This is a genomic window from Synechococcus sp. PROS-U-1 (genome assembly GCF_014279755.1).
Taxonomy (GTDB): domain Bacteria; phylum Cyanobacteriota; class Cyanobacteriia; order PCC-6307; family Cyanobiaceae; genus Parasynechococcus.
On sequence record NZ_CP047951.1, the window covers coordinates 590,660 to 608,317 of the forward strand.

The window sequence follows — 17,658 nt, forward strand, 5'->3', positions numbered from 1 at the left end:
GATCTACGTCTCTCTGGGAGACGCAGTGAAAATGACCATTGATCGTTCCCCAACCAATATACCTGCTTCTTTATACAAGCTAGGCTTTTTAAGATACGGTTCAGCTTGATTACCCGTATTAAAGCAAATTCTCCATTCATAGATCTCTGGTAATTGAGGTAGGTCAAACCATGTTGCGTAATGGGCTGAATTGGCTGCGACATACACTGTATCCGGCTCACCGTCCTCTGTTTGGCTGCTCATCATCCATCCAAGTTGTCTTGATTCAGCGCTCCAATCGACACTCCATGCTTTTGTCCCATGGAAGCTGCAGCTCGGTAGGTGATCACTGCCGGCATGATCAAAACGATTGACGCGTAAACATGGATGTTGGTGCCTGAATGCAATAAGTGACTTCGTATATTCAAACAGTATTTCATTACTCTTAAGCAGACTCCAGTCGACCCATGAGATTGGAGAATCGATGCAATATGCGTTGTTATTGCCATGTTGTGACCTTCCAAATTCGTCACCCATCAAAAGCATTGGTGTCCCTCGACTGGTCATGAGTAGCCCCAGTGCGTTCATTGCTTGTTTTGTTCTCAGATTCAAGATCTCAGCATTGTCTGTCCAGCCTTCAGCACCACAATTCCAACTGTGGTTATCATCGCCACCATCTCTGTTGAATTCTCCGTTTGCCTCATTGTGTTTTTGGTCAAACGAGACGAGATCTGACAGAGTAAAGCCGTCGTGACAGGTAATAAAATTAATTGATGTCGCTTGCGACCTTCCATTCCATTGATAGAGGTCGGGAGAGCCTTGTACCCTTTGGGCCATTTCACCCACTTGTCCTTCATCCCCCTTCAGGAAGCGTCGGGCTGTATCTCTATACTTTCCATTCCATTCTGACCAGCGACCGAATGCTGGAAACGTCCCTACTTGATACAAGCCTCCTGCATCCCAGGCTTCTGCGATCAATTTGCATGAGGAGAGGATGGGATCAAACGCTAACGATTCAAGGAGTGGTGGATTATTAAGAGGTGCACCCCATGGGTCTCGCCCGAGAATACTTGCCAGATCAAATCGGAATCCATCAATATGATATTCACTTGCCCAATATCTCAGACAATCTAAGACTAGATTTCTAACAACTGGGTTGTTGCAATTGAGTGTGTTTCCAGTGCCGCTAAAATTATAGTAATAACCCTCCGGAGTTAACATATAATATATTTTGTTATCTAGGCCTTTGAATGAGATTGAAGGCCCGTACTCATTGCCCTCTGCTGTGTGATTAAAAACAACATCGAGAATAACTTCAATGTTGGACCGATGTAATTCTTTGACGAGTTGTTTAAACTCGTCAACTTGCATTCCAAACTTCCCGGTCGATGCGAAACCAGCTTTTGGCGCAAAAAATGCAACTGTGCTGTATCCCCAATAGTTGTAGAGGCGTTCGCCAGTTTCTGGATGGATTCTCGAGTTTTCAAATTCATCAAATTCAAAGACTGGCATCAATTCAACCGCGTTGATCCCCAGTTCCTTCAAGTAAGGGATTTTCTCTACGATTCCTGCATAAGTTCCCTTAAACTTAACTCCTGATGTTTCACTTTGAGTAAATGACCTTACGTGCATTTCGTAAATAACAAGATCTTCGTCATTTATCTCCAGTGGAGAATCCCCTTCCCAGTCAAAGTCATCAAACGATATTCTTGATCTATGTTGATACTGAATTTCCCAGTTTGGTTCTTTTCCCCATTCCTCTCTGCCTGCGGTAGCCCTCGCATAGGGGTCCATTAGGATATTTTTTTCATCAAATCTGTGCCCTTCTTCCGGAGAAAATGGACCTTTGATTTTGTACCCATATTCTATATCCTCGTAATCCAAATTAAAAACTACGATCGAATAGACATCACCTATTCGATAATGATCTGGTATTTTTATCTCCTTTATAATTTTTCTCTCAGAACGGCTCAGTAATACTAATGTGCATGACGTTCCAGCTGACGTATACACTGAAAAGTTCAAACCTCCTGGTACTGTCGAAACACCAAAAGGTAATGGCTTGCCCGGTCTGACCCGGTACCCTTCGATTGTTTCAATTGGCTGGTTGTCAATACGTTCTAATTCCATTTGTTGTTAGGGCAGTGATTCCTTAGTTTCAAAAATTGTGAAATATTGCAGAAAGCCTGTCACTTTCATTGTGTCTTGAATTTCAGAGGCAACTCCAATTAAAGCTAGATCCACTTGCATTTTTGAGGTTGAACGTTGCAGTGTTAGCAACGTCCGTAACCCTGCACTCGACATGAACGGAACATTTGTTAAGTCCAGTGCAACTGCCGTATTTTCAACTAGTTTTTCATCGATAAAGTTACGTAAGGTGCCGACTGTTTTAGAGTCAATTTCACCGGAAACTTTGATGATTTGCCAATTGCCAACGATGTCTTGTTGTACTTCCATACTCAAACAGTTGCCACTGTCACTTTCACTTTGAGTCTCTTGTCTGACTCAGGCAACTTGACAGTGAGTCCCTCTGCATCAAAGTTTTTATAGTCCTGTCCATCAATTTCACACTTGGTGATTTTGATTGATCCTTTAGGTAGGATATCTGGCTCCACCCGTAGCTCTCTGTTCTTAAAGCCATTTGGTAGAGGCTTGAAGAAGAGATCAAGGGGGCGCTTCTTAATCATTAAATCAATGTAGACGGTTGAAAGGAAGCAGAGTTCTGTTGAGTGATACGCGCTCATTGAGTGGCTTCCTTTATATCTTTCGGTTCCCATCAAGTAGGGCACACCATTGGCGAGTACGTTGAAGTAAACACCACCGTCATTATTATCTAAGAAAAATGCGTTGTAATAAGCCGCACTCTCGTCAGAGTATTTTTTATATTCTTGTTTTTCAGGCATGTGACCTTGAAGGATCAAGTAGGCAAGGATTCCCTGTTCTTGTTGCCACCATGCTTTTCTGTCATGCCAGGCATAACGGTGGAATTTCTCATCTTCACCAAGCACTCTTTCGACAACGTCGTACCAACCAAAGCGTTGTGAGTCATATCCTTTCTCTGGCATTAATGCAGCAATTTTTTCTGCAATCTCGACGTATTTTTCTTTAGGCATTTCTGCATAGAAGCGCATAAGGTTCCACGCAATCTTCAGGTTGTGGCCTACGACAGCTCGATTTTGCTGCCAACCCCAAGTTTGGTCTTTGCTCCAATCATCAAAGAATTTTTCCTGAACAAATGGGCTTTTTTCGTAATCAGGAAAATGATCAGTGATCGTATCAAAAGTATCCTCAAGGAACTTTTTATAGCGCTCTTCGCCTGTGGCCAGATAGAGATTAATTAAGTATGCAGGTGCGTGGTCTCCGACTGAATTCCAGTTCTTCTTTGCTTTATTTCTACCAAGACCCTCTTCATGAGCGCTCAGAGTCACAGCATGAATGTGAGAGTAGTAGCCTCCTTTATCTTTGTCTTTAAAGCATTCATCGAACAAGTCGACAGTCTTTTCTGTTGTGGCAAGAATCTCCGGATCTCCATTCAATCGATATGTTTGCACTGGCCCTGCTAGTGCATAGATTTGCTCATAGGCTGGGATGCAATCGTAATCATCATCAAATTCTGAAACAAGAAGCTTTTGCTCCTCTCCATCCCCACTTACTTTTAAACCATGATACCAATAGATTAGTCCAGTATCAGTATCTGTGAATTTCATTTTATCGCTGAGATACTTTGTACCTTTTTCAGCTGCTTCCAAATACAGATCTTTTCCGGTAAGCATGTATGCACATGCCATGCCGTAGACCATTCTCGATATCGTATCTGTTTCCTGTAAATAATCTTCATTCGTTTTCCCACCCGTCAAACTGATGACAGTTCTGTAATTGTGGTAATCAATCGGTTGCTCTGGTGCATTGAATTGCCACTTGCAATATGAGGATGCAATTTGATCAATTTGGTTGATCCACCAGCCCTGTTCATCCGCATATCGATAGTGATCAACTCCCTCCCCAGCAAACACCATGTAGTTGATCTCGAACTTGACTTTATTTTCTGGATAGAAAGTTCCATAGGCAAAGATCATTTGCCCTTTCTGTAATAGTTTCCCTAGATCAGCGCTATTCCAGCCTTCCCCAAGATTCTGTGTTCCTCTTGCATAGGTATTTCCAGTAATCTTGCATTCATATTGTCTTCCGTCAGATGTTTCTATTCCGACTAGTTTATTGGTTTCGTCATAGGAGGTGACGTAACCAGAAATCAGGTCTGAGAAGGAAAATCCTAGATTGTTCATGACTTTTGTTGAGACGTGTAGTTGAATGGGAGCAGAATTAGAATGTGTTAATCACATCTTTGAATTTTTCAACGAATACATCAACACATCCCGGATGCTTCCCTGTAATGAGTAAACCTTGCTGGTGAAGTTCAACTGTTTCACCATCTTCGATCATGATCTTGCCACCTGCATTCGCCACATCGCAGACGATGTTGTGTGCACAAGTGACCTCCCTGCCATTCAAGAGTGTTTTGTCTGCGCAGAACAGCCATAGCGAATGGCAGATGGTTCCTATCGCTATTTTGTTACTATCCATCAGACTTACTGCTCTTCTTAAAAGTTCAACAGCAGGTGCGTTGTTCTTTTCACCTAGTTTTGTTTCATAACGCAGTCGATCCATGGCGTATCCGCCGACCAAAATCAGCCCTGCGTAGTCATTCAGATTGACCTTGCTTACGCAAATGCTCACTTCTACTTTGCTTGTCTTGTCGTTTCCTTCAAAGGTAAGTGAGTCGTTGCCCCATAAATAGGAACCATATTCGATCTCGATTCCGTGCTTTGGAAAAAATTCGTTAAACACATTGTATTCAGTTTCGTCGTAATGCTCCTCCACCAATACAAGTACTTTTTTGGTCATTGCTTTATGACGACTTCTCGTCAAGTTAGCCATTTTAGTCCGATTTGGCTCATGTCATAAATATTTACCGTTGTTTTTCTGCCCTTTTTCGCCCCTGCCCTCTTTTGGTCCAGTTGTCACCGTTGATTCCTTCTGGCCCCATGCTCCATGCACTCGTGCCGACGCCTCCTTCGTGTTGAAATGCGCACTTATCTGTTCTTCGTTGGATTTGATACTGCTTTTCGGCTTGTTTAGGGCTACTGGTATTTTGTTTTTCCTTCTGATTATCTTGCTCCAGTTTTGACGGCCAAAATTCACTACAGCTGCTTTTTTTGCAGCTAATTATTTTCTTCTTTTCCTTCTTTGCTTGAGTTTCTGTTCGCTCTTTTGTTGGCTGATCACTTGTTTTTAATGGCCTCTCCATCATTCTCAAATAATCTCCAGCCTTCTGGGTCTGGTTCTAGGCTTATTTCATCGCCTGCCCTTAATTCAATCTCTGGTGAGCTTCTGACCTGAATGAGATGACTTCCCTCCCGAAGTCGACACGTCAATATTTGTTCGTTGCCAAGTCTTTCGCAGTGCTCGATGTCTGCTTTCAGATTCCGGTTTGTTTTGGGTGCCAGATGCCATTGTTCTGGTCTCAAGCCAGCAGTGAGTTGTTGACCTTCTCGCTTTAGAAGTTCCTCTACTAACTCTCCACTCACTTCAACGCGTTTTCCACTGAGGTTCAGCGTTGCGTTTGCTCCCACGGTGACTGGCAGCATGCACATTGATGGACTCCCGATGAACTGGGCGACAAAGATGTTGGATGGCCACTTGTACAACTCCATCGGTGTCCCGATTTGTTGCAATCTTCCTTGGTTTAGAACTGCAATTCTGTGCCCCATTGTCATGGCCTCTACCTGATCATGGGTGACGTAGACCGTTGTTGTCCCTAACTCCCGCTGTAGATCGACGATTCTTTGGCGCGTGCTTGTTCTCAGTTTGGCGTCCAGGTTGCTGAGTGGTTCATCCATCAAGAACACTTCTGGATTCCGAGCCATGGCGCGTCCCAGTGCCACGCGCTGCTTTTGTCCCCCTGATAGTTCCTTCGGCCATCTATCGAGTAGTTCACTCAGTTCCAGCGCTTTTGCGACGGTGGCAACTCTCGCTTCAATCCTTTCTTCTCTGACTGACCGCAGCCGCATCCCACGCGGGAGCCAACGTGTTGCCCGAACACCTTGATCCTGAACCTTTTGGACGACCGTTCTCGCTTGGCTTCTGCGGAGTCCGAAGCTGAGGTTGTCCCTCACACTTAGATGTGGGTAAAGGGCATAGCTCTGGAACACCATGGCGACGTTCCGGCGAGCCGGACGGACTTCGCTGACGGGCCTGTTTCCAATGCTGATTTCGCCGCTGGTTGGTGTGTCAAGTCCAGACAGCAGTCGCAACAACGTGCTTTTCCCGCACCCTGATGGGCCAACAAGGACCAGAAACTCGCCATCTTCAATGGTCAGATCCAACTGGCGAATGACCTCCACAGGGTCTCCACCACCTCGCCCGGGGTAGGTCTTGCTGAGATCTTCGAAACGGACGCCGGCCAACGGCTGAACTGCAGCGGCTGAATCCTAGGGTTACGGATTGGATTCAACCGGCAGCACCGTGCAGTTCATCGATCAGGCACGGATTACGGTCCGAGGTGGGCGCGGCGGTGATGGCATCGCTGCTTTTCGCCGTGAAAAGTACGTGCCTGCTGGAGGTCCATCTGGTGGTGACGGCGGTAATGGAGCTCCGGTTGTCCTTGAAGCCGACAGCAATCTGCAAACTCTGCTCGACTTCAAATACAAACGCCTGTTCGCCGGCGATGACGGTCGGCGTGGTGGTCCGAACAAATGTACTGGTGCCTCGGGAAGGGATCTGGTGATCAAGGTTCCTTGCGGCACCGAGGTCCGTCACCTGCGCACCGGCATCCTTCTCGGCGATCTCACTGCACCGGGTGAGCGTCTAACCGTCGCTTTTGGTGGCCGTGGTGGTCTTGGCAACGCCCACTACCTCAGCAATCGCAACCGCGCGCCCGAGAAGTTCACCGAGGGGCGTGAGGGAGAGGAGTGGCCTTTGCAACTTGAACTCAAGCTTTTGGCTGAGGTTGGCATCATTGGCCTTCCGAATGCCGGGAAAAGCACGTTGATTGCAGTGCTTTCGGCAGCGCGACCAAAGATTGCGGATTACCCGTTCACTACCTTGGTTCCCAACCTTGGTGTTGTGCGTCGTCCCAGTGGGGACGGAACCGTTTTTGCTGATATTCCGGGACTCATTGCAGGAGCTGCCCAGGGTGCCGGTCTCGGACATGATTTTCTGCGTCACATCGAACGCACGCGTCTGCTGATCCACCTTGTGGATGCTGGCGCTGAAGATCCTGTGGCAGACCTCAACGTCGTCGAACAGGAATTGCAGGCCTATGGCCATGGCCTGGTCGACCGACCGCGTCTGTTGGTGATCAACAAGCAGGAGTTGGTTTTAGATCAGGATCTGCCGACACTTCTGCATGAGCTTGAAACAGCGAGCGGTCGGCCTGTGATGTGCATTTCCGCTGCGATGGGAACCAATCTTGACCAGTTGCTGGCCTCCACTTGGGACGCACTTGGAGTTTGATTGAGATCACGCCACAAGCATCCGTGTTGTCAGACACACGGATGCTTGTGGGATAGGCGAGGTGGAGCCATAACGGGAGTGGTCTCTCGCATGACATGACCTTCTACACCTGTCTCGACAACAAAGGCGACGTGATTGCCCGTTGTCAAACGAAAGAGGATGTTGCCGTGCTTCAACGCATGGGGCGCCCCATCGCTGAAGTCAAGCCAATGCGCAACGAGGAGGCTGTCGTCTGCAGCCTGACCGGCAGCCCTTCCGACTACAACGAGGACTACTAAGTCCTCGTTGGGTGTCTCGGCAACGTTGGCTCAGTCGTCATAGACGCGGCACTCATCTGCATCGGGGTTGGCCTCGCAATGCAGCTCCAGGGAGGTGGGGTCGTGGCTGTCGTCAGGATGATGCTCCTTGTATTCCTCCAACGACTTGAGTTCCTCGGTGAGGTGGCGAACCTTTGCCTCGTCTCCAGCAGCTTTGGCTGCTTGGATCTCCGATTGATCCTTCTGGATGTGCTCTTCGATGGACTTCATGAATACAGACCGTGGCCTTGACTCACCTTACGGCGATTCATCGGTTTTGGAGTGGTGAAATCCCGACCCATGACCATCCGACAACGTTGGTCTGAAGCAGAGGTAGCTGTCGCTACAGCCGCTGGTCCAGTCCGTTGATCAGGGCGCTAATTCGCTGAGTTCCAGCCAGCGTTCCTCGGCCTCTGCGATTCGCGAGATCAGATCAGCCAGATCGAGGCTCAGCTGGGCCATGTCAGCGCCCTCGCGTGTCATCTGCTGTTCCAGATTCTCCTTCTGCAAGTCCATTTCAGGCAGCTGTTGGTCAAGACGGGCAAGCTCCTTGGTTTCCTTGAAATTCCGACGCCGCGGGCCCTCCCGTTTGGTTTCACGGCTGCTCTCCTGTTTTGGTGTGGAGGATTTCGGCACCATGCTTTGGCTGCGTTCTTCCTGCCGCTGCTGCTCAAGAAATGCGCTGTAGTTGCCTTCAAAACGGTTGAGTCGGCCCTGCTCAAAGCAGAACAGCCGATCGACGGTGCGATCGAGGAAATATCGGTCGTGGGAGACCACGATCACGCATCCCAGGAAGTCTTCGAGAAAGTCTTCAAGAACACTGAGGGTCTGGACATCGAGATCGTTGGTCGGTTCGTCCAGCAGCAGCACGTTGGGCGCCTGAATCAGCATCCGGCAGAGGGTGAGTCGCCGTCGCTCGCCGCCTGAGAGCTTGGCCAAGGGGCTGTGCTGCTGGGCAGGGGGAAACAAAAAGCGTTCCAGCAGTTGTGATGCGGTGATCTGTTCACCTCCCAGGTCGATTCGGCTGGCTGCTTCCTCAACAAATTCGATCACCTTGCGTTCGAGTCCCTTTCCTTCGTTGAAAGCATCGGTGTGCTGGTCGAGGTAGCCGATGTGAACGGTCTCTCCGAGGCGCAGGCTGCCCTGGGTGGGGTCGCGCCGGCCGGCGATGAGATCGAGCAGGGTGGATTTGCCGCTGCCGTTGGGGCCGATGATGCCGATGCGGTCTTCGGGGCTGAAGCTGTAGCTGAAGCCATCCAGTAGGGGGCGACCGTCAGTGCTGCCATCGGCGGTCACGCCAACGGTTTCGGCTTCAATCACCTGTTTGCCGATGCGCCGGCTGATTCCGGCCATTTCCAGTTTGGCCTTGGTCTGGTTCGGTTTTTGCTCGCGCATCGCTTCAATGCGTTGCAGTCGGGCTTTCTGTTTGGTGCTGCGGGCTTTTGGTCCCTGTCGCAGCCATGCCAGTTCGCGGCGAAGCACACTTTTGAATTTGGCTGCTGACGCCGCTTCCGAGGCGTCCTCTTCCGCTTTGTGCTGCAGAAAGGTGCTGTAGTTCCCTTGGTAAGTGCGGGCCTGGCCTCGGTCGACCTCCACCATTCGCCGTGTCACACGATCGAGCACGTAACGGTCGTGGGTGACCAGAACCAAGGCGCCGGGGTAGCGATCCAGCCAGCTCTGCAGCCATTCCACCGCCGCGGCATCGAGATGGTTGGTGGGTTCATCCAGCAGCAGTACATCGGGGCAGGCCACCAGTGCTGATGCCAGTCCCACCCGTTTGCGGTAGCCGCCGGAGAGGTCGTCGACCGGCCGTTGAAGATCGCTGATGCCTAGTTTCTGCAGCACTTCCCGGCATTGCTGCTCCAGGCTCCAGGCTTCCTCCTCATCCATGCGTTGGCTGAGCTGACCCAGCTCTGCCATCAGGGCGTCATTGTTTGGGTCTGCGGCAATGGCTTCGCTGAGGGCGCTGAAGCGGAGCAGCAGATCCCGTTTGGCACCGCAGCCTTCCAGCACCTGCTCAAGAACCGAGAGCCCTGGAGTGATGCGGCTCTCCTGACCCACCAGCTCCACCCGTAGTCGGGGTGAACAGCGCCGTTCCCCCTCCCCGAGGGGTTCCTGTCCCGCCAGAACCTTCAACAGGGTGGATTTACCGGCGCCATTGGGCCCAATCAGCCCCAGTCGTTCTCCGTCCCCGATATGGAGATCGAGGTCGGAGAAGAGGGTGCGGACGCCGAAATCCTTGGCCGCACCCACCAGGCTGATCAGACTCACGGCGTGCCTGCTGGCTGTTGACCGTCCAGATAAGCAAACACACTCTTATCTCCCACATCCGCTGCCGCCTCCATGCCGAATTTGCGCAGGGCCAGCAGCACAAGCAGCAAGGCGGCACTCTCCAGCAAGGCCAGGCAGACGGGGGCATTGATCAGTCCCAGTAGACGCCCCAACAGTGCTGCTGGCAGCAGCAAGGTCAGGCCGATCGCTTCGGGCCGTTGGAAGCAGAAAAACTCTTTGAAGCCGATCCCTGCCAAGGCTGCGAACAGGGGTCCGATCGCCAGGATCCAGAGCGGTTGCTCTCGCAGGGTTGAGAGCGTTTCGGCGGGTCCGGCGATCAACAGCAAGCCAGCCCATCCCAGACAGCCCAGCAGCCAGAACAGTTGCAGTGCTCGGTGCAGCGGGCGCAGATAAATATGGATCCACTGAAGCGCGAGCCCGAGGGCGGCGGCCAGAGGCACAACCCAAATCCAGGCCCAGCTGCCGCCGATCTGCCACCAGTGCAGCAGGCCCAGGCTCATGGCCAGTCCTGCCACCAGCAGGGCGATGCGGTAGCGGCGAACTTCGTCCCGATCGGCAGCGGTGATGGTGTAGCTGCCGTAGGCACCGTCAAAGGTTGGATCTGCGCTGCTCATTCCGACGCGGCCGTGCTGTTTACCAGTGTGCTCAGGTCTGGACCGGCCGGAACGATGCCACTGGGATTGAGGGGGAACAATGCTCCGAAGTAATCGTGTCGCCAAGCGTCGCCATCGCAGGTGTCGGCCACGCCGGGCAAGGCGTAAAGGCGTTGTCGCCAGTCCCAGAGGTGCGGGTAGTCCCAGAGGGGGCGCCGACTGCAGCCAAACAGCGGGGCATAGACCAGCTCCCAGCGGATCAGGGTGGGGAACAACCGCACGTCCGCCAGGGTCAGTGAGCTGCCACACAGCCAGGGGCCGTTGGTCTCCAGGCTCTGCTCCACCGCATCCAAGGCGGCAAAGAGATTGCTTTCGGCACGGTCGTAAGCCGCTTGGTTGCGGGCGAAACCACAGCGGTAAACACCGTCATTCACCGCTGGTTGCAGCAGGGCCTGCCAGGCCTCGATCCTGTCGGCCGATTCCGGCGGTGCGAGGTCGACAATGGAGTCTCGGCGGGGCCAGCGGTTCAACAGTTCCACCAGGGGAGCACTGTCGTTGCCCAGCAGGACGCGGGTCTTCGGGTCCACCAGCACAGGAACGGTGGCCCGGTAGGTGGGTGGAGCGTCGCAGTGCCGGTAGAGCTTCAGCAGCGTGTCGCATCCCTCCCAGGCTGGAGTGAGGGCCCAGCGTCCTGCGTTGTGATCCGCTGTCGCCATCAGGACGGTGACGCTGTCGTGCAGATGGCGCAACTGATGCACCAGCCAAGTGCGATGGGCCCAGGGACAACTGCGCCCGATCACGAGGAGAGGGCGCTGAGCTGGGCTGCGTTGGAGCAGCTCCTCGCGGTTCAGGGCCTGCGGGGGGAGGGGATCGCTGTTTGGGCGGGTGTAATTGCCGGCGGCATCGGCTGGCCCCAGCCCACCCATGAGCTGTTGCCATTGCCAGCGCCAGCCGCGACGGGCGGCCGTAACCACGACAGGTGGGATCGACATGGCGCGGTTTGGATCGCTTTCATCCTCGCTGGGAGTCGTGCTTCAGTCAGAACTCTCTTTGTTGATGTCCATGACCACCTGTGGCGTTCTGGTGGTAGCCGGCACCCATGGGAATGAGGTGAACGCCCCCTGGTTGCTGCAGCAGTGGCAGTCCAACCCTGATCTGATTGATGCGGCTGGGTTGTCGGTGCAGAGGGTGATCGGCAACCCCGAGGCGTTGCGCCGTCGCTGCCGCTACGTCGATCGCGACCTCAACCGTTGCTTCCTTCCGGAACAGTTGGAGAGGGATGCCTCGGGCTTGGAGTTCCAGCGTGCTGGCGATCTCCTGCGGCTCCATGGCGCCAATGGGGAGCATCCCTGTGCGGTGGCCATTGATCTGCACAGCACCACAGCGGCCATGGGCAATTCGTTGGTGGTGTACGGGCGCCGCCCCGCTGATCTGGCCCTCGCCGCTCTGGTGCAGGGGGCTCTTGGCTTGCCGATTTATCTGCATGAAGCGGATGCTCAGCAAACCGGTTTTCTCGTCGAATCCTGGCCCTGCGGACTGGTGATCGAGGTGGGTCCCGTTCCTCAGGGGGTTCTTAACGCCAGGGTCGTTGAGAAGACCCGTCTTGGCTTGGAAACGTGCCTGAAGGTTTTGGACCAGGTTCATCAGGGATCAGCTCGGCTGCCGGCTGCTCTTGTTGTGCATCGCCATCTGGGGAGTCGCGATCTTCCGAAGTCGGACAACGGTGAGCCGCAGGCCCTCGTTCATCCCGAGCTGCAGGGGCGCGACTGGCAGGACATCACTCCTGCGCAGGCTGTGTTCCGAGCCGTGGACGGGACCGATTGCGGTGAGGGCTTGGTTGAAGGAGAGATCCCGGTGTTTGTGAACGAAGCGGCCTACGCGGAAAAAAGCATCGCTTTCTCCCTCACGCGCCGGGAGGTCTGGCCTGTGCAGCCCACCTGGCTACCGGCCCTGAAGCAGCTGCTCACCCGAGCTCAACCGCAAGCCCACACTCCCTTGCCCTCCTGAGAGCAGATGAGATTGCTCGTCTGACCATCGGCCCAGTACATGCGGAGTCGGTCGTCCTCTGTGCCGATCCTCAGGGTGAGGGAGCGGAGCGGGCCTGCTGGTGTCTTGCTGTCGGCGTCACCGGCGGGTGACTTCAGCTCCTGAAGCTCCTGCTCCAATTGGTTGATCCGTCGTTCCAGCTGTTGGAGCGAAGCGCTCGAGCTGGCGTCTGGTGTGTCGCCGCCGGAGTTCATCAGCCCACAGCCGGTTAGGCCAATGGAGGCAACCCCAAGACAAAGCAGTTGGATCAAACGCTGCATGGGCCCTCTTTGCGTGGCCCCAGCCTCTCAGCAGAGCTGGCCTTGGGCCAGCCGTTCACTCCAGTACACCGTGGCACCTTGAGCCTCCAGCTCCAGTCGCCTGTGACGGGCCTGCGCCAGGGGAACGGTCTCCTCCAGGCGATGGCCGGCTTGCATCCAGCGGATCAGAACCAAAGATTGCCCTGGCGAGTCTCATGAATCTTAAGCCTTTCGAAAGCCTGGCTCTTTCGGGGCGCCGCGCTTTGGCCTTGGTTTCGCAATGTGTGGACACACAGCGCAAACTTCCGTTACACTCCCGATCAGGCAGGGCTCTCCTGCCCTTCCTTAAACCGTTCCTTCGGGAACATTCCTTTCCGTTCTCATGACCACCACCCTCCAGCAGCGCTCCGGCGCTTCCAGCTGGCAGGCCTTCTGCGAGTGGGTCACCTCCACCAACAACCGTCTGTATGTCGGTTGGTTCGGTGTGCTGATGATCCCAACTCTGTTGGCTGCCACCATCTGTTTCGTCATCGCCTTCGTCGCCGCACCTCCGGTTGACATCGATGGCATCCGCGAGCCTGTCGCTGGCTCCCTGATCTACGGAAACAACATCATCTCTGGTGCTGTTGTTCCTTCTTCAAACGCCATCGGCCTGCACTTCTACCCCATCTGGGAAGCTGCTTCCCTCGATGAGTGGCTGTACAACGGCGGCCCCTTCCAGCTGGTTATTTTCCACTTCCTCATCGGCATCTACGCCTACATGGGTCGCGAGTGGGAACTCTCCTACCGCCTGGGCATGCGCCCCTGGATCTGCGTTGCCTACAGCGCACCTGTCGCTGCAGCCTCCGCTGTCTTCCTGGTTTACCCCTTCGGTCAGGGTTCTTTCTCTGACGCAATGCCCCTGGGCATCTCTGGCACCTTCAACTACATGTTGGTGTTCCAGGCCGAGCACAACATCCTGATGCACCCCTTCCACATGATGGGCGTCGCAGGTGTCTTCGGCGGCAGCTTGTTCTCCGCCATGCACGGCTCCCTGGTGACCTCCTCCCTGGTGCGTGAAACCACCGAGAGCGAGTCCCAGAACTACGGCTACAAGTTTGGCCAAGAGGAAGAGACCTACAACATCGTGGCTGCCCACGGTTACTTCGGTCGCCTGATCTTCCAATACGCCTCCTTCAACAACAGCCGTAGCCTTCACTTCTTCCTGGCTGCCTGGCCTGTTGTCGGCATCTGGTTCACCGCCCTTGGCGTGTCAACCATGGCCTTCAACCTGAACGGCTTCAACTTCAACCAGTCCATCCTTGATGGTCAGGGCCGTGTCCTGAACACCTGGGCCGACGTGTTGAACCGTGCCGGCCTCGGCATGGAAGTGATGCACGAGCGCAACGCTCACAACTTCCCCCTCGACCTGGCTGCTGCTGAGTCCACTCCTGTGGCTCTGCAGGCTCCCGCCATCGGTTGATCTGGAATCAACCTGTTCCATTCGGAACAGCAAAAACGATTCAGATCAACTGAATCGGAAAGCCCCCTCCTCGGAGGGGGCTTTTTGGTGTGTCAGACAGTAATCACCGTCTATTTTCGATTTCTTTGACTTTTTGGATTTGCTATCTCGTGGTAATTCATTAAAAGGCTTTGGATTGACAACATCCCATCTTTGATGCTGCATGTCCCCTTAGGGCAATAGCCATAGTGATAATCAATCTCCAGGGCATCAAAATTGGTGACCCCAGGTAAAACTAGGCCATGCTCGAACTCAATTCTTTTGTTGAACTTAAGAGGGAGTGTCTCTTTCTATACAGATGGGATTTGGCCTGGGATTGGAATAGAGAATGGTCATGTTTTGGCTATAAGAAATGCTGTCTTTTCTGCGTTTCAGCTTGAGGGTGGTGGAGGTGTATTTGCCGTGTTGAGCAAGAAGCCTGAGCTCGAGGCCGCGGATATTGCTGACACGAGCATGGCGTGAAGTGTTTAATTGATCCCTCAGTTGAGGGAAGGATGACAAGCCCCATGTCCCTCAAAAAGGGGATGTGGGGTTTGTTTGTTGACAGGAAGCTGGTGGGGAGCCGTTGTTTGTTGAATGCAACCCAGTCGGATGGGTCAAGCCGCGATCACGATTTTTGTGCCTGCCGAGGCCAAGCCCCGCATTCGTGCGGCCCTCGCTGATGTAGGGCTTGGCACGAGTTACCAGGCTGGCGTGGTGGCGTTGCTGGATGAACTTCTGATCAGATAGGGGCGTGAACCGCTCCGAACGCGGAGCTGATGACTAAGACAAGGGCATTGCTTTGATCACCCCATGACCTGCGGCGATATCTTTCGAATCATCATTGCTCTGTTCATCCCACCCCTTGGTGTCTTCACCCAGGTGGGGCTTGCACGGGCCTTTTGGATCAATCTGGTGATCTATCTCTTTGCAGTGGGCGGGCTTGGTTTTCCTGTGTTGTTCGGCATGTGGCCCGCCGCTGTGATCCACGCGTTGTTTGTGATCCTCACCCGCAAGTGAATCTCGCCTTAGCAGTCTGGTTCTGAACAAGCCTTTTCTTCGATTGGAATGTCCAGTTTTTTGGGGATGGGATCTTCCACTCTTTCAATGATCAATCCCTCCGGTTCATCATCCAGCACTTGCACCGGCGCCAGGGCTGTGTCGGCTTCAGTGAGAATCTTCTCGACATCCACATCCTCGTCCACTTGATTACCTTCCACCACACTCACATTGATGCGTTGCACCTGCATCTGCAGTTCGAGGCCCGGGTATTGCCCTGAAACTCTGCTGTTGATGGTGTCTTGAATTTTTTGGACCTGTTTGAAACTCGGTAGCTGTGGATCGACCGATCGAACAACCACCTGAAAGGTTGGGGCTCGATTTTGCTCCCAGTAATTGGGCCAGTCGAAAATGACTTTTTCAAGCTCGACGGCGTCGTTGGCACCAAATGTCAAAGTCTCATTTTTGAGGAAGCGGCTGATCTCCTTTTCGATCTGCCCTTTCGCGGCCTCTTGTCTGAGCGTTAAAAGGTGTTGTTCATACCTCCCATACAGCTTTTGGCCCACTGGCACCGCCAAGCCCAGGGCCAGCAGTACCGGCAGGCGGGAGCGTCGCCGTCGCCGGAGTTTCTCGCGAAAGTATGGCTCACGAACCGCCAGCACAGTGATCCCACCAATCAGGATGCCCAGCAGGTTGGCGGCATAGAGCAGTGCAGCCCCTTGGGCGCCGTCCATGTCCGAGGCGGCGAGCATTAATCCCATCACGCACACCGGCGGCACCAGAGCCACAGCAATCGCTGTGCCCGCCATCGAACTCACGGCCCCCGGATTGACCTTGGCGTAACTCGCGACGGCACCCGCTGCCAGGGCGATCCCCAGATCGAGAATATTGGCCTCCAGTCGAGTTGCGACCTGTTCAGGCAAGGCCTCCACCAAAAGTAAGCCCTGGCTTCGTGCGATCAGACCCAATCCCATCGACAGGATCAAGGTGATTCCGGCACCAGCTGCAAGCGTGATCAGGGATCGCGAGAGCAGACGGGCTTGCCCGATCAGCACCGCGAATACCGCCACCCGTAGCGGCAGGATCCAGGGGGCAACGACCATGGCACCGATCACGACGGCGGCGTTGTTGGCCAGTAATCCAAGGCTGGCGATCAGGCTGGCGCCAACTGTCAGAACGATGAAGGATTCGTTCAGCCGTGCTTCGCCGTCGTAGCTGCGGTGTAACTCATCCAGCCGATGGCCTTCTTCGAGCAAAGCCTCTTGATCAACGGCCATGGCGATGCTGCATCAGCTGCGCCGACCCACAATCACCGGAGGCATTCCTCCAGCGCTTCCGGGGAGTGCCGGTACCACTTCCGTTTGGCCGTCCCATTTGTCGAGGAAGAGTTTGTAGAGCACCTGATCATCGAGGCTGCGGTTGAGCGTGTCGTAGCGAAGGGCCTCTTGTTCAGCGATCTTCACCTCCGTTTGGGCGCGGAGCAATTGCTGTTCGGCGATCTGTTTTTGCTCAATGGCGGCACGGTATTCCTCAGCGATCTGCAGGCCTGTGAGGTCCAGACCCCGCACTTCCACATAATCAAATTTGTCCAACTCCTCAGCCACCGTGCGTTCCACCAGTGCTGAGATGTCGTTCCATTCGGTGGCGATGGTGACGAGCTCGTACTGGGAGAACACTGACTTCAGTGCTTTCAGCAAGGACGGCTGGATGATGCGGGGGTAGATCTCACGGTCGTTGCCGGCAATCGTGCGATAAATCCGCCCGGCCTCGTTGGGTCGAACGGCATATTTCACCGTTGCGGTGGCTTCGATGACTTGAAGGTCCTTGGTGAGAGTGGCGAATTCCTCGGGTTTGACCTGGGTGCGCACATCGAAGGGATATACCGACTGAACGAACGGCACCTTGAGATTCAATCCGGGCAATCGGGATCCCCCGCTGACCTTGCCCAAGGTGGTGACCACGGCGACCTTGCCAGCTGGAACAATGAACAGGGCTTGCCCCAGCAACAGCAAGGTGGTCAGAACCACGGCGACCAAAACGGCAAGGCTGTTTGCCGGATCGTTAATCCGTCTTGGGCTCTGCATTCTTGATTGGAGACTTGTTCCGATGATGTCGGGTTTGGTCGTTCACCGTTGCAGGAGTACGAGATTTTCTACCAAATTGACACCATTTGGTTCAGATTTGAAGGCTTTCAAGCGATCAGCATGATGGCCAAGACTTGA

20 protein-coding genes are annotated in these 17,658 nt (G+C 53.7%); 6 read left to right on the top strand and 14 right to left on the bottom strand.

From position 1 onward, the window contains the following. Positions 1-3: 3 nt before the first annotated feature. The 6 genes from glgX to SynPROSU1_RS03055 all read right to left on the bottom strand — a co-directional run bounded on the left by glgX (position 4) and on the right by SynPROSU1_RS03055 (position 6,443). Positions 4-2,109, bottom strand: a complete 2,106-nt coding sequence (gene glgX / locus SynPROSU1_RS03030; RefSeq protein WP_186571454.1) for a glycogen debranching protein GlgX — start codon at positions 2,107-2,109, stop codon at positions 4-6. Positions 2,110-2,115: 6 nt separating this feature from the next. Further along, positions 2,116-2,436 (bottom strand): STAS domain-containing protein, encoded by a 321-nt coding sequence (locus SynPROSU1_RS03035; RefSeq protein WP_186571455.1) that lies wholly within the window; start codon positions 2,434-2,436, stop codon positions 2,116-2,118. A 2-nt stretch (positions 2,437-2,438) separates the two neighbouring features. Then, on the bottom strand, positions 2,439-4,262 hold the full coding sequence (locus tag SynPROSU1_RS03040; RefSeq protein ID WP_186571456.1) for an AGE family epimerase/isomerase: 1,824 nt from the start codon (positions 4,260-4,262) through the stop codon (positions 2,439-2,441). Positions 4,263-4,299: 37 nt separating this feature from the next. After that, positions 4,300-4,881, bottom strand: a complete 582-nt coding sequence (locus SynPROSU1_RS03045) for a DJ-1/PfpI family protein (RefSeq protein WP_186572196.1) — start codon at positions 4,879-4,881, stop codon at positions 4,300-4,302. A gap of 64 nt (positions 4,882-4,945) precedes the next feature. Continuing rightward, positions 4,946-5,287 (bottom strand): hypothetical protein, encoded by a 342-nt coding sequence (locus SynPROSU1_RS03050; RefSeq protein WP_186571457.1) that lies wholly within the window; start codon positions 5,285-5,287, stop codon positions 4,946-4,948. Beyond that, the gene (locus SynPROSU1_RS03055; protein ID WP_186571458.1) at positions 5,259-6,443 is read right to left on the bottom strand and encodes an ABC transporter ATP-binding protein; all 1,185 of its coding nucleotides are present in this window, start codon (positions 6,441-6,443) and stop codon (positions 5,259-5,261) included. Before SynPROSU1_RS03055 ends, SynPROSU1_RS03050 begins: the two co-directional genes overlap by 29 nt. Positions 6,444-6,501: 58 nt before the next feature. Between SynPROSU1_RS03055 and cgtA the strand changes: the two genes are divergently transcribed. Both cgtA and SynPROSU1_RS03065 read left to right on the top strand, forming a co-directional pair. Further along, entirely contained in the window at positions 6,502-7,491 is a 990-nt protein-coding gene (gene cgtA / locus SynPROSU1_RS03060; protein ID WP_186572197.1) for an Obg family GTPase CgtA, read from the top strand. A 95-nt stretch (positions 7,492-7,586) separates the two neighbouring features. Continuing rightward, positions 7,587-7,769, top strand: coding sequence for a hypothetical protein (locus tag SynPROSU1_RS03065; RefSeq protein ID WP_186571459.1), 183 nt, complete (start codon positions 7,587-7,589; stop codon positions 7,767-7,769). Between the two features lie 30 nt (positions 7,770-7,799). Here the strand turns inward: SynPROSU1_RS03065 and SynPROSU1_RS03070 are convergent, their stop codons facing one another. The 4 genes from SynPROSU1_RS03070 to SynPROSU1_RS03085 form a co-directional block, all read right to left on the bottom strand. Continuing rightward, positions 7,800-8,018: a CP12 domain-containing protein gene (locus SynPROSU1_RS03070; RefSeq protein WP_186571460.1), complete on the bottom strand. Its 219-nt coding sequence runs from the start codon at positions 8,016-8,018 to the stop codon at positions 7,800-7,802. Between the two features lie 138 nt (positions 8,019-8,156). Next, entirely contained in the window at positions 8,157-10,058 is a 1,902-nt protein-coding gene (locus SynPROSU1_RS03075; RefSeq protein ID WP_186571461.1) for an ABC-F family ATP-binding cassette domain-containing protein, read from the bottom strand. After that, on the bottom strand, positions 10,055-10,693 hold the full coding sequence (locus tag SynPROSU1_RS03080) for a DUF2301 domain-containing membrane protein (protein WP_186571462.1): 639 nt from the start codon (positions 10,691-10,693) through the stop codon (positions 10,055-10,057). The genes SynPROSU1_RS03075 and SynPROSU1_RS03080 overlap by 4 nt, the downstream gene beginning before the upstream one ends. Beyond that, a complete protein-coding gene (locus tag SynPROSU1_RS03085) occupies positions 10,690-11,664 on the bottom strand; it encodes a glutathione S-transferase C-terminal domain-containing protein (RefSeq protein ID WP_186571463.1) in 975 nt (324 codons plus the stop codon). Before SynPROSU1_RS03085 ends, SynPROSU1_RS03080 begins: the two co-directional genes overlap by 4 nt. A 70-nt stretch (positions 11,665-11,734) precedes the next feature. On the opposite strand from SynPROSU1_RS03085, the gene SynPROSU1_RS03090 reads away from it, so the two are divergent. Further along, positions 11,735-12,679, top strand: a complete 945-nt coding sequence (locus SynPROSU1_RS03090) for an aspartoacylase (RefSeq protein ID WP_186572198.1) — start codon at positions 11,735-11,737, stop codon at positions 12,677-12,679. On the opposite strand, the gene SynPROSU1_RS03095 is transcribed toward SynPROSU1_RS03090, so the two are convergent. After that, the gene (locus SynPROSU1_RS03095; protein WP_186571464.1) at positions 12,646-12,978 is read right to left on the bottom strand and encodes a hypothetical protein; all 333 of its coding nucleotides are present in this window, start codon (positions 12,976-12,978) and stop codon (positions 12,646-12,648) included. The genes SynPROSU1_RS03090 and SynPROSU1_RS03095 overlap by 34 nt on opposite strands. Positions 12,979-13,005: 27 nt before the next feature. Beyond that, complete coding sequence (locus SynPROSU1_RS03100) at positions 13,006-13,152, bottom strand: hypothetical protein (RefSeq protein WP_186571465.1); 147 nt, start codon at positions 13,150-13,152, stop codon at positions 13,006-13,008. Between the two features lie 187 nt (positions 13,153-13,339). Between SynPROSU1_RS03100 and psbA the strand changes: the two genes are divergently transcribed. The 3 genes from psbA (at position 13,340) to SynPROSU1_RS03115 (ending at position 15,457) form a co-directional block, all read left to right on the top strand. After that, positions 13,340-14,419: a photosystem II q(b) protein gene (gene psbA, locus SynPROSU1_RS03105; protein WP_186571300.1), complete on the top strand. Its 1,080-nt coding sequence runs from the start codon at positions 13,340-13,342 to the stop codon at positions 14,417-14,419. A gap of 630 nt (positions 14,420-15,049) precedes the next feature. After that, positions 15,050-15,187 carry a hypothetical protein gene (locus SynPROSU1_RS03110; RefSeq protein WP_186571466.1) on the top strand — a complete coding sequence of 46 codons (138 nt, stop codon included), beginning with the start codon at positions 15,050-15,052 and terminating at the stop codon, positions 15,185-15,187. A 63-nt stretch (positions 15,188-15,250) separates the two neighbouring features. Beyond that, positions 15,251-15,457: a YqaE/Pmp3 family membrane protein gene (locus tag SynPROSU1_RS03115; protein ID WP_186571467.1), complete on the top strand. Its 207-nt coding sequence runs from the start codon at positions 15,251-15,253 to the stop codon at positions 15,455-15,457. An 8-nt stretch (positions 15,458-15,465) separates the two neighbouring features. On the opposite strand, the gene SynPROSU1_RS03120 is transcribed toward SynPROSU1_RS03115, so the two are convergent. Both SynPROSU1_RS03120 and SynPROSU1_RS03125 read right to left on the bottom strand, forming a co-directional pair. Next, positions 15,466-16,713: a DUF389 domain-containing protein gene (locus SynPROSU1_RS03120; protein WP_186571468.1), complete on the bottom strand. Its 1,248-nt coding sequence runs from the start codon at positions 16,711-16,713 to the stop codon at positions 15,466-15,468. 12 nt (positions 16,714-16,725) lie between these two features. Next, a complete protein-coding gene (locus tag SynPROSU1_RS03125) occupies positions 16,726-17,520 on the bottom strand; it encodes a prohibitin family protein (RefSeq protein ID WP_186571469.1) in 795 nt (264 codons plus the stop codon). Between the last annotated feature and the right edge of the window lie 138 nt (positions 17,521-17,658).